General features: G+C 54.7%; 6 protein-coding genes. 4 read left to right on the forward strand and 2 right to left on the reverse strand.

Features of this window, described 5'->3' with window-relative positions:
- Nucleotides 1-3: 3 nt before the first annotated feature.
- A complete protein-coding gene (locus CGZ80_RS06260) occupies nucleotides 4-2,352 on the reverse strand; it encodes a DUF4159 domain-containing protein (RefSeq protein WP_094412476.1) in 2,349 nt (782 codons plus the stop codon).
- 185 nt (nucleotides 2,353-2,537) lie between these two features.
- On the opposite strand from CGZ80_RS06260, the gene CGZ80_RS06265 reads away from it, so the two are divergent.
- Together CGZ80_RS06265 and CGZ80_RS06270 are read left to right on the forward strand one after the other, a co-directional pair.
- Nucleotides 2,538-3,527: an AAA family ATPase gene (locus tag CGZ80_RS06265; protein ID WP_094412700.1), complete on the forward strand. Its 990-nt coding sequence runs from the start codon at nucleotides 2,538-2,540 to the stop codon at nucleotides 3,525-3,527.
- Nucleotides 3,524-4,441 (forward strand): DUF58 domain-containing protein, encoded by a 918-nt coding sequence (locus CGZ80_RS06270; RefSeq protein ID WP_094412478.1) that lies wholly within the window; start codon nucleotides 3,524-3,526, stop codon nucleotides 4,439-4,441. Before CGZ80_RS06265 ends, CGZ80_RS06270 begins: the two co-directional genes overlap by 4 nt.
- A 133-nt stretch (nucleotides 4,442-4,574) precedes the next feature.
- Here CGZ80_RS06270 and CGZ80_RS27550 read toward each other — a convergent pair whose 3' ends face one another.
- The gene (locus CGZ80_RS27550) at nucleotides 4,575-4,754 is read right to left on the reverse strand and encodes a hypothetical protein (RefSeq protein ID WP_143543770.1); all 180 of its coding nucleotides are present in this window, start codon (nucleotides 4,752-4,754) and stop codon (nucleotides 4,575-4,577) included.
- 279 nt (nucleotides 4,755-5,033) lie between these two features.
- On the opposite strand from CGZ80_RS27550, the gene CGZ80_RS06275 reads away from it, so the two are divergent.
- Both CGZ80_RS06275 and CGZ80_RS06280 read left to right on the forward strand, forming a co-directional pair.
- Nucleotides 5,034-8,090, forward strand: coding sequence for an FG-GAP-like repeat-containing protein (locus CGZ80_RS06275; RefSeq protein ID WP_143543771.1), 3,057 nt, complete (start codon nucleotides 5,034-5,036; stop codon nucleotides 8,088-8,090).
- Nucleotides 8,087-11,113, forward strand: coding sequence for an FG-GAP-like repeat-containing protein (locus CGZ80_RS06280; RefSeq protein ID WP_094412482.1), 3,027 nt, complete (start codon nucleotides 8,087-8,089; stop codon nucleotides 11,111-11,113). Before CGZ80_RS06275 ends, CGZ80_RS06280 begins: the two co-directional genes overlap by 4 nt.
- Nucleotides 11,114-11,130 lie beyond the last annotated feature (17 nt).

Genomic DNA, 11,130 nt, shown 5'->3' on the forward strand with positions numbered 1-11,130 from the left:
CCGCTATTGGTGCAGTGTCATTTGCAGCACGTTGGTCACGATTTTGGCGGCGTCTTCGGTTTTATAGCCAGGGCACTGCACGCTGTTTTGACTTTCTAAGGCGCACGAAAGGTCCAGCGGTGAAAAGACGACTGCGACGAAACCGTCGAGCTCGGCGTACTCCAGCATCGGTGGGCCGACTTGTTTTCTTACCGGCATTCCACGGCCCGCGCGGCTGGGGCGACGGATCGTTACCGATCGAATGTCGTAGCCTAAGTACTGCCGTGTCAGCATCGGATGATCGGCTGGCATTGATGCGAGTTTCGTTTGGCCAAGGACTTGGTTGATTTGAGTTCGAAACGAATCGGCGAAGCCTTCGTCACCGCAAATCGCGGTACCCAGGATCACGCCGCCGTTGTTGATGAACTCGCTAAGTGCGTCACGTTGTTTAGGACTCAGCGTGAATTCGCGTCGACCATGCACCCAAAGCAGGTCGACATTGGCGAGATCCAAGGATTCAAATCCGACCTCGGAATCCGGGACCGCGATGTCGATTTGGGCCTGATTTCGGATGATGGTCGCGACGTTGGGCAGGGCGCGTCGTGCGTCGGCACCACCAGCGCCGATTGCCAGACTTGCGATGCGAGTGGATCCACGTGCGGCTTCGGAAAGCGACTCTGATTGCAAAACAATTTGTGCATCGAGTTTGTCTTTCAGTTCTCGTCCGGTCGCGTAGGCGATGATGTTCTGTCCGATACGAACGGAGTGATCGATCTGGCGACGAAGCGGATTGTCGGGGTCACCGCGTGAGAACAGTTTGTCTGATAGTTCCCAGCGGCAGGTCAGACTTTGCGGCACATAGAAAACGGCCGTGCGGCAGCAAGCTTGCACTCCGTAGACCCAGAAATTGGTGGGCATCGCGTCAATGTCGACTTGGCGTTCGGCGTTGAACACTGGGTGTGTCGTTGGCAGCCGTTCCAGAGGTGCATCGGGGTACCATCGTGAGCAGAGGTTGGCGACACTGTTTTGAAAATTTGTCGCGTTGCCACAGCCGAGGTCGCCGCTGGCGTCAAACAAAATCGTTCCACCTTGGTCGATGTATTCTTTCAAAAGGTCGCTTTGCTCATCTGATAAATTCAGCGATTCGCGCCCGCTAATCACCAACACTGGCGTCTGTAAGACGTCGACGACTCCGGCGTCTTTCAATCGCACCGTTTGCCAGGTGAGGTCTCTGCCCCAAGCGCGTTCGACGTGACGCACCAATTGTCGAAGCGAATCGGGGTGTGGCTGCCACTGTTCGCGTTGGTTGTCTTGATAGGCCAGTTGTCCGACGACAACTTGACGTTTTCCTTTGGATAAAAACAGCAGCGAAAACGATGTCGCGATCGCTTCGGGTTCCCAGTCGCCGCCCGACCAAAAACCTTGAAAGCCATCTTGGATTGACAGCAGTTTCTCGGCGCCCTCGCGATACCAATCGTGACCGCCAAAGAAGCGTCGTCCCGACAGTCGTCCCGTCCGCTCGATCGCGTAGAGGTAGTAAAAGTAGGTCGAGGCATGACCGTTCGGATTGTCTTCGACGATGAAGCGGCGAGCCAGCCACTCGAGACCTTGCTGAATGGGGTCGTCTTCACCGATCTCGCCACCACAGCAAACGATCTGGCCGTCTTCGATTCGCGAGCTCGTGTCACCCAAACGGCCCTGGGCGATGATCAACGAGGCGACTCCGGCGCACGTCATACTGCCCGTCGATCCGCCCCCGCTGTAGCTCCAGCCGCCATCAGGGTTTTGGAGCCGCTTCCAGTATTCGATCGCTGCGCGAAAGACCTTTGGGTCAACTTGGACACCATGATCCTGGGCGGCACCGAGGGCGAGTAAAGCGAATTGCGAGTTTGAAGGGTCGCCACGCGACATTCCCCTATCGCCATATCCCCAGGAGCCGTTCGGTTTTTGTCCTTGGACCAACTTGGTGACGTTGTTTCGAATTCGCGGCATGTCGCTTGCCGATCCGTATTGGCAAAAGACCAGTGTTTGTAGCGCGACCGAATAAGTTTGGCTCGTTTCGGTCGCTCGCAAGTAAAGCATCGCGTTTTTGATCGCGTCGTCTTCGCGCGAGACGCCGGCGTTGAGCAATGCCAACGTGCACAACGCACTTAGCCCGCAAGAGTGTCCGGCGTATTCGTTCCAGCCACCGGTTTCTGTCTGAATACCGCGCAGATACGCCACCCCGCGATCAATCGCACGGCTGACGGTGGGGGCATCGACAGCCGCCTTTGTTTGTTTGGGTAAGATGCACGATCCGGCGAGGATTGCGAAAGTGGCGAGTCTTAGCAGTCGGGGCATCGCAACCGTTCGGCGGGGCTGTTGAGGATTCATGTTTACATCAAGTGCGGTAGAGCGACGGTTGCCAGAGCGTTAAATTGCGAGGTAAATCGTTGCACGTTCCAGTTTCCACCATAAAGAGTTCCCCGCCAATCGTGAACGCGTCCACGCCTCCGCCACCACCGCCGGGAAAAGCAGGAAAACCTTCGTCTGGAGGGTCAGGTCGAAACCTTGGCGATGTGCTCCGTGAATTTGCCGACCACCAAGCAACCATCCGGTCGGAACTCTCGAAAGTCATTGTGGGTCAATCGGAAACGATCGAACAGCTGTTGGCTTCCATTTATACCCGCGGGCACTGTTTGTTAGAGGGCGTGCCGGGGTTGGCAAAGACATTGATCGTCAGCACCTTGGCCAGCATTCTGGATGTTTCGTTCAAGCGGATTCAGTTTACGCCGGACTTAATGCCTTCCGATATTACGGGCACACAGGTTCTCGAAGAAGACGAGCACGGCAAACGACAATTTCGATTTGTCGAAGGGCCTATTTTTACCAACATCTTGCTGGCTGACGAAATCAACCGGACGCCGCCAAAGACTCAGGCCGCGTTGCTCGAAGCGATGCAGGAAAGGCAAGTCACCGTTGGGCGAGACACTTATGCGCTGCCCAAACCGTTTTTCACAATCGCCACCCAAAACCCGATCGAACAGGAAGGCACCTACCCGCTGCCCGAAGCCCAGTTGGACCGATTCATGTTCAACATCAAGCTCGACTATCCTTCGGCTGCCGAGGAAGAACAAATCCTAACAGCGACCACCCGTGGTGAGACGCCCACGGTCAACAAGGTATTGTCCGCGCGTGCAATTTTGAATGTGCAGCAACTCGTCACGAGCGTCGCGGTAAACCCCTTTGTGATCCGCTATGTGACAATGTTGGTTCGAGCGACCCGTCCAGCGGATGCGACAGCACCCAGCTATGTTCGCGAGCTGGTCGACTTTGGTGCCGGTCCGCGGGCGGGGCAAAACCTGATCGCTGGTGCGAAAGCGATGGCCGCCATGGAAGGTAGATTTAGCGTCGATGTTGCTGACGTTCGCCGGATCGCGTTGCCTGTGCTTCGCCATCGGATCGGGACCAATTTTCAAGCCACCGCCGAAGGAATGAATTCGGACTCGGTCGTGTCACGGTTGCTTGAAGACATCCAGCCACCGAAGCCAGAAAAGTTGGCCAAATGAGTTCGCCGCTATCACCCGAGGCATTGCAGCAAATCAAACGGCTGGACCTCCGCGCCCGGATGGTGGTTCGTGGATTCTTGCAAGGTTTGCATAGCAGCCCTTTTCAGGGGTTCTCGGTCCAGTTCAGCGAACACCGTCGCTATAACCGCGGCGACGACCCACGACTGATCGACTGGCTGGTCTATGCGAAGACCGACAAGTACTTCATCAAACGGTTCGAATCGGAAACGAACTTGGTCGGTTACTTGGTAATCGACTTGTCCAGTTCAATGGGTTTCACTGAAAGCCAGACGATGACCAAGTTCGAGTACGTCACCTGCCTTGCGGCAGCCCTGACGTATTTGATGATCATGCAGCAAGACCCCGTCGGGCTGATGACGTTTGACGAGAAATTGCACGCGGCGTTGCCCGCGCGTTCGCGGCGCGGACACTTGGGAGACGTGATCGCGCAGCTATCGAACCTAAAGCCAAAAGGTTCGACACATGTACCCGCATCACTGACGCAGATCGCGGCGATGTTAAAGCATCATTCGTTGGTGATGTTGTTCAGTGACTTGTGGCCACCAGATGATCCGGATGCCGATTGGAAATCGCAAATCGACGAGACGATCTCGGCGCTGGCACGACTCCGTCACGCCGGACATGACGTGATCGTCTTTCATGTTCTCGATGCCGCAGAAGTCGAGTTCCCCTACGACGGCCCGGTGCAATTCACGGACTCGGAATCGGGACAGTCTGTCAGCGTCGACGCGACGGGGTTCCGTGATGACTACTTGGCAGCGCTCCAAGAGTTTCGCGATGCCTATAGAGAGGGGTGCAATAAGCTGCAAATCGATTACGTTCCGCTCGATACCAGCATGCCTTTTGACACGGCATTGACCGAGTACCTGACGCAGCGCCAGGGAAGATTTTAGACGCCAATCGGCGTGGCGCGATTCTCGACGCCTTGTATTAGGTGGCGGGAATAAGACGCGAGGGGATGAAAGAACGCGGGCCGAGTTCGAGTCAGCCCAGCGTTCAATCGCAGTGTCGCAAAAGATGCAACGACTAGTTGCCGTAGTTCTTCTTTTGTTCTTCTTGCATCATCTTTTCGTAGTTTTCGTTGTAGTCGATGTCTTCTTGTGTTTGAGCTGGCGACTCGACGAAACCTTCGTCGCTACGTCCGCAACCGGAGAAGCTCAAGGCCAAAGCAAACAATGTCACTGGTAGAAGCTTTGCAATAGACATGCAAATTCAATCCTGAAAGGGGAGGGGCAATGGTTTTTGAAGGCGGCAATTGTGTGATCGTTTCACAATGTAGTCAAGGATCCGCGCCCTTAACGATAGTGGTCCGAAAAGCCCTAGGGGGTATTCTGGAGTAAACGGAAAGCGCCACTTGCTCAATCCGTTTTTGGACTTTGTCGGTGACAGCTCGACTTGGGTGTGGCGAGAATATGCAGGGTGTATATTGTCGGATCCTCCGGACTGGTGCGTTGGGCATCCTAGCAGAGAAGTAGACGTTTGATCGTGAGAAGAAGTGGAGCAATGGGCGGCGTGCGGTTTTGGAAAGCGACAATGGCGTCCATGATGCTGGTCCTAGCATGCATGCATGTCGGCTGTTCGGATAAAACGCGGGTGAACGCGCCGGGCACAAGTCCGTCGGCGGAGGAGACACCTGCTGGGACAAGTCATGAACCGTCTCTCGAATCGACGGCGATGCGGACCCCCAATGAGTTCGTGCGTTGGATCGGGCAAGCGATCTCGCGGAAGGATTTGGCGACTGCCGAAACACGAGCTCGTGATTTTTTGATCGCCTATCCAAACGACCTTCGGGCGATCGAACTGAGTGGTGACATCGCTGCCGGACTTGGCAAACTCGATGCTTCCGTCGAGATGTATCAAACCGCTTTGGAGATGACGAAGTCGGCGAATCTTGGCTTGCTCGACAAGTTGACAAAACGTCTCGTACAGATGGGGCGCGTCTTCGATGCGACCGATGCACTTCAGTCATTCGTTGACCGGTTTCCAGACGAACCGCAGTCCCGCTTTGACTTGGTTGGTCTTGTCACGATGATCGGACTTCCCGAACGGGCGGTACCATCATTGCGTTGGTTGGCTCGGCGCGGAATGGGAGATCCGGATTCGTTGTTGGTGTTGGCGAATCCGCTGCGTGTGGAACCGGATATCGATTGGTGCCAGGAGTTATTGCGAGAACCAAACGCAGATGTGCGTCTGGAGTACTCGTTAGCTCGTTTTGACGCGATCAAACAGGATTGGGATTCAGTGCTAAAACGCACTCGCGGTGTATTGGATTCTCGTCCAGGCGAGGCAGCCGCGTATGTCCTGTATGGTCGTGCGTTGATCGCGACAGGCAAGCTTGATCAGATCCCCGATTGGAATCGCCAAGCCCCTTCATCGGTGCAGCGTGATCCGGAGTATTGGTGTGTGATTGGGAATTGGGCGTTTGAAACCGGACAGCAATCGCTCGCCGCGACATCGTTTTTTAATGTCCAAGGTCTGGCGCCGACGATGTATCCGGCGGAGCTCGCGATGTTACACCAAAGTCTGATTCAGCTTGATCGGGCGGAGGACGCGGATGTGGTTGCGGCGCAAGTCGTTCGGCAAGGCAAGTTGCTCGATGCCGTCAAGACGCACTTGGAACGGAAGGCGAACAGTCATGCAGCGGCAATGGCGGTTGCAGATGCGATGATTGATCTGGGGCGTGTTTGGGAAGCAGAAGCTTGGGCGCGAGTTGCAGTTTCCCTGCCGGGCGGGAAGTCACCGAACAACATCCAGCATTACCAAAACATTCGCTCACAACTCACTTCGTCGACTCCTTGGATCGAGTCCGACAAGTTGCTGTCCAATCGTTTGAATTTAGAAGGGTTGGCGAGCCAAGGTATCGCTGACGTCAGCGATCCGTCGAAGACACGATTCGATTTGGACGGAGCTGCAGATCTGTTCTTTACCGACCAGTCTCAACAACGCGGTTTTGTCCACACTTGTGAAGTCGCCCCCGAAGCGATCAAAGAAGGCCATTGGATCTATCAAAGCGTTGGCGGAGGCGTGGGGATTATCGATTTCGATTTGGACTCGTTCCCGGACGTCGCCATCACGATGTTAGATGGTTCTCCGATGAAAGCGGATTCGTCGCCAAACCGTTTGTTTCGAAATCTGGGAGATCGGTTTGTTGAGTTTGGGCAAACGGCGGGCTACGTCGACAACGGCTTTTCGCAAGGCATTGCGATCGGTGATCTCAACGAGGATGGATTCCCTGACGTGTTCGATGCCAATATCGGACAGAATCGACTGTTCATCAACAATGGAGACGGGACCTTCCGTGAAGCGGCGGTGCCGCTTGGTTTGAGCGATGATGCGTGGTCGACATCGGCATTGATCGCCGACCTTGATGCGGACGGAATTTCCGATTTGTTTGCGACGAATTATTGCGGTGGGGAAGCACCCTATCAGCAGTCTTGTCAGAACCGTGGGCGACATTCGACCTGCCCGCCATTGCAGTTCGAGGCGGCCAAAGACCGGGTCTGGAAGGGCAGCGGCGACGGGACCTTTTCGGACCGAAGCGATGTGTGGATGAATCAAGTCACGCCAGGACGTGGCTTAGGCTTAGTGGGTGGCTCGTTCGACGAGCGTCCAGGCGTTGACGTGTATGTCGCCAATGATATGACGGTCAATCACTTGTGGTCGCCCAATCGAAGCTCACCCAACGAGAACGACAAAGACCAAACGTTTGAATTAATTGACTTGGCAGCCGTGCGTGGTGTGGGGCTAAGTGGCCAGTCGCATTCACAGGCTTCAATGGGAATCGCGACGGCGGATGCCGACGGCGATGGCGATGTCGATTTCTTTGTGACGCACTTTGCCGACGACCACAACACGTTTTACGAACAGGTGTCCGGGGGCTTTTGGAAAGACCAGTCCTATCGCAGCGAACTGGGCGAGGTTTCCAATAAATTACTTGGCTTCGGAACCGAGTGGGCTGACTTTGATAACAACGGAACCCAGGAGTTGATCGTTGCCAACGGACATGTTGATAACGTCTATCGAGATGATGTCAGCTACTATATGCCGGCTCAGGTGTTCTATCGCAAGCGGTCGGGCGAGTGGGCGGAATTCGCACGCGACGGCTTAGGCGAGTACTTCACCAAGGACCATTTAGGGCGAGCTTTGGTAACGGCGGATTTAAATCGTGACGGCAAAGTAGACGTCGTGATTACGCATTTGTACGAGCCTGCGGCGATGTTAATCAATGAATCCGTCAGTGCTGGGAATGTCATCACGTTGGACCTAAAAGGGACGCGATCGCAGCGAGATGCCATTGGCGCGATCGTTCATGCCGACGTCGGTGACCGTCAGGTGATGTTTCCGTTGACTGCCGGTGATGGGTTTATGTGTTCGAATGAACGTCGGATTTCGATCGGACTGGGCGGCGAGATGAAAGCTCGAAACGTGACCGTCACGTGGCCGGGCGGAGAACGCCAATCCTTTTACGATCTCGATGCCGGCTATCATTATCTATTGATTGAAAATTCCGAGTCTGCTTTTCAGTTCAAAGGGTTCCAGTGAAAGTCCGCATCCAACTGTACGGTTCGTTGATGGTGTTGGCATGCATCGGTTGCGGTTCAGGCGGAACGGACCCCACGGCAGCAGAACTCCTGCGGAAACAGCAGAAAAAAGAAACGATCGAAGCGACGAGCGGGCGGACAGCTGCGGATCGGATCGTTGAGGCCGAATCGTTTCTAAGGCAACGCAACTATGTCGAAGCCGAACGCGTTTTGCGCCCGCTGCTGGTTGATCCGCCCGTGGATCCAAAAGTCTTGCTGATTGCGGCGAAATGCCAAGCCGCCGGTGGTGATCTCATTCCCGCCAATGCTTTGGTCGATCAAATCTTGCCCGAAACGCCAGCGATCTACATTCAGGCAATGATCGATTCGTCGGAGTGGTTAACCGCGGCGAATCAATTTGAACTGGCGGAGGGGCAATTGACCAAAGCGATTCCGATTGCCGTCGAACATGATGATCCGCGACTCAATACACTTCGTCATCGCTTGGCGGCGCTGTTGAACAACCAGGGCAAACGTATCGAAGCGGCAACGTATCTATGGCGACTGGCGAAATCTGGTGAGATCACGGAAAAGGAATTATTCGCCCTCAATACGCTCAGCGACGCTTTTGTCGACACAACGTTGCCGAAGCCAGAATTCGGACAGCAGTTGGTTCCCGCCGCACTGGCTGTGGCACAGCGTTATCGCGCGGATCGGAAACTGGATCAAGCCGCACGCTTGACGGAACAGCTGTATTTAACGTTTCCTGATTCGACAGCGATCGCGGCTTTCTTTTGCCGTCTGATGATCGAGATGAACCACGACGATTCATTGCGACAATTGTTGCCTGATTTGAAGAGTGAGATCGTCGTGCAGCCTTCGTACTGGTACAGCGCCGGAGTGCTTCTCCAACACGACAACCAGCATCGCGAGGCGGCACGATGTTTACTTGAAGCCGTCAAACTGGATCCTACCGATCCGCAAGCTTTCTTGGCCTTGTCCCGATCACTGGACATGCTCGAGAAATCGTCTGCTGCTACCGCGTCGCGAGAGTCATTCGAACGCCTTACCGAAGCGGCACAGATCGTCAGCCGGATCGGACTTCGTCCCGGAACTCATGACGAACTGTTTCGGTTAGCAGAACTGCTCGATTCCCTTGGCCGGCAATGGGAAGCGATCGCATGGTTGGAGATCGATCAAAAGCTCCGTCCGAATTTGGAGGAAACTTCGACGCGAATTGCTGACTTGCGACGGAAGGCCGAACATTCAACGAATGACTCAATTGCCGGAATCGAAAACGCAATCGGAATCGACGCCGCCAATTGGACGCGCCCCGAGCCGGAAACGATCGCGGCATTGTTGAATGATCGAGAATCGGACTCTGGCGTTGATGTGAATCGCGAGGTGACAGAGCGTGAACCAGAGAAGACGGTCGACATCGTGCTAGATGATGTCGCATCACAAGTCGGCCTGGATTTTTCCTATGACAGCGGGAATGATCCGGCAGCGGAAAGCCATGCGTTACACCAACTCACCGGCGGCGGAATAGCGGCGATGGACTACGACTTGGACGGTGCACCTGACCTTTACTTCGTCCAGGGAGGTGGTGAAGCATTCGATCCGACAGGGAGTCGGCCTAACGTGTTGATGCGAAATCTCGATGGCAAACGTTGGACGGAGGTCAGTCTTGGTGCCGGTGTTGGTGATCGTGGCTATGGGCAAGGCGCAACGGCGATCGATGTGAACCAAGACGGTTTTGTTGACATTGCACTGTCCAATATCGGGCCGAATGTTTTTTACCGAAACAACGGCGACGGTTCATTCTCGCGTGAAGTGATTGACCAAGAACCATTGCGCCCACTGTGGACTTCATCGATCCTGGCCGGCGATCTCGATGGTGACGGCTTACCAGAGCTTGTGGAAGTCAATTACGTTGACGATCCGACGGCGTTGACAACGAGATGCACTCCTAAGAACGATATATGCAATCCGAGCGGGTTTAAGCCTGCGCTCGATCGAGTTTGGCATTTGACCAATGATGGACAGTTCCAAATTTGGGACGGGTGCTTGGAAATGGATCAAAAACCGAACTTCGGCTTCGGCGGAGTCATCGCAAATTTTGATGGTGTCGCCGGCAACGATGTTTTCATCGCCAATGACACCGAAGCAAACCATTTTTGGCTGTCAGAGAATGTCGATCGAGACGAATCGGGTGGCGGTTCGTTTCGTTTGTCAGAGTGCGCACCAATTCTGGGGTGTGCATTCGGTGTACTCGGACAACGCAATGGATGCATGGGGGTCGCATCCGGGGATTTCGATCGCAACGGGTCGTTGGATTTGCATGTCACGAATTTTTGGAATCAGTCCGCCGATTTGTTCCTGCAACAAGATGGCGGCTTGTTCGCAAATGGTGCTGCGGCTGCGGGGATTTATGAACCCACTCGTTTGACCGTCGGGTGGGGAACTCAAGCGGTCGATTTCGATCGTGACGGGTTTTTAGATCTTGCGGTGCTCAATGGCAATTTGGTTGACCACCGTTGGAAAGGTCGGCCCTTTCAAATGCTGCCTCAGTTTTTTCGCGGGGATGGTGACCGATTCAATTTAGAAACGCCTGTGGGTGATTATTGGTCCAAGCCGACGTTAGGACGCATCATGGCAACGCTCGATTGGAACCTGGATGGCAAGGTCGATTTGGTATTGAATCATTTGGATCAACCGGTCGCGCTGCTCGAAAATCAAACCCTTAGCAGAAACGGCGTTCAGTTTCGATTGATTGGCACCGACAGTGAACGCGATGCGAATGGCGCGAAGCTGACAATCGAGTGTGGTACCGAATCGTGGACAGGCTGGCTGGTCGGTGGAGACGGGATGCTCTGCACGAATGAACCGATTGTGGATTTCGGGATTGCGGGGCATGATCAGGTCGATCGCGCCCAAATCACTTGGCCCTCCGGGTACGTTCAAGAATTGAAAGACCTGGACGCAAACCGATGCTACACGGTGATTGAAGGGCAAGGGATCGCTACGGAACTGCTCGAAAAGTAATCTGCGGCGAACCTGTT

The organism is Rhodopirellula sp. MGV (assembly GCF_002251265.1).
Lineage (GTDB): Bacteria > Planctomycetota > Planctomycetia > Pirellulales > Pirellulaceae > Stieleria > Stieleria baltica_A.

What these genes read in the sequence shown, in the direction of transcription:
- CGZ80_RS06260 (WP_094412476.1), bottom strand. Translation starts at nt 2,352, where the DNA reads ATGAATCCTCAACAGCCCCGCCGAACGGTTGCGATGCCCCGACTGCTA.
- CGZ80_RS06270 (WP_094412478.1), top strand. Translation starts at nt 3,524, where the DNA reads ATGAGTTCGCCGCTATCACCCGAGGCATTGCAGCAAATCAAACGGCTG.
- CGZ80_RS27550 (WP_143543770.1), bottom strand. Translation starts at nt 4,754, where the DNA reads ATGTCTATTGCAAAGCTTCTACCAGTGACATTGTTTGCTTTGGCCTTG.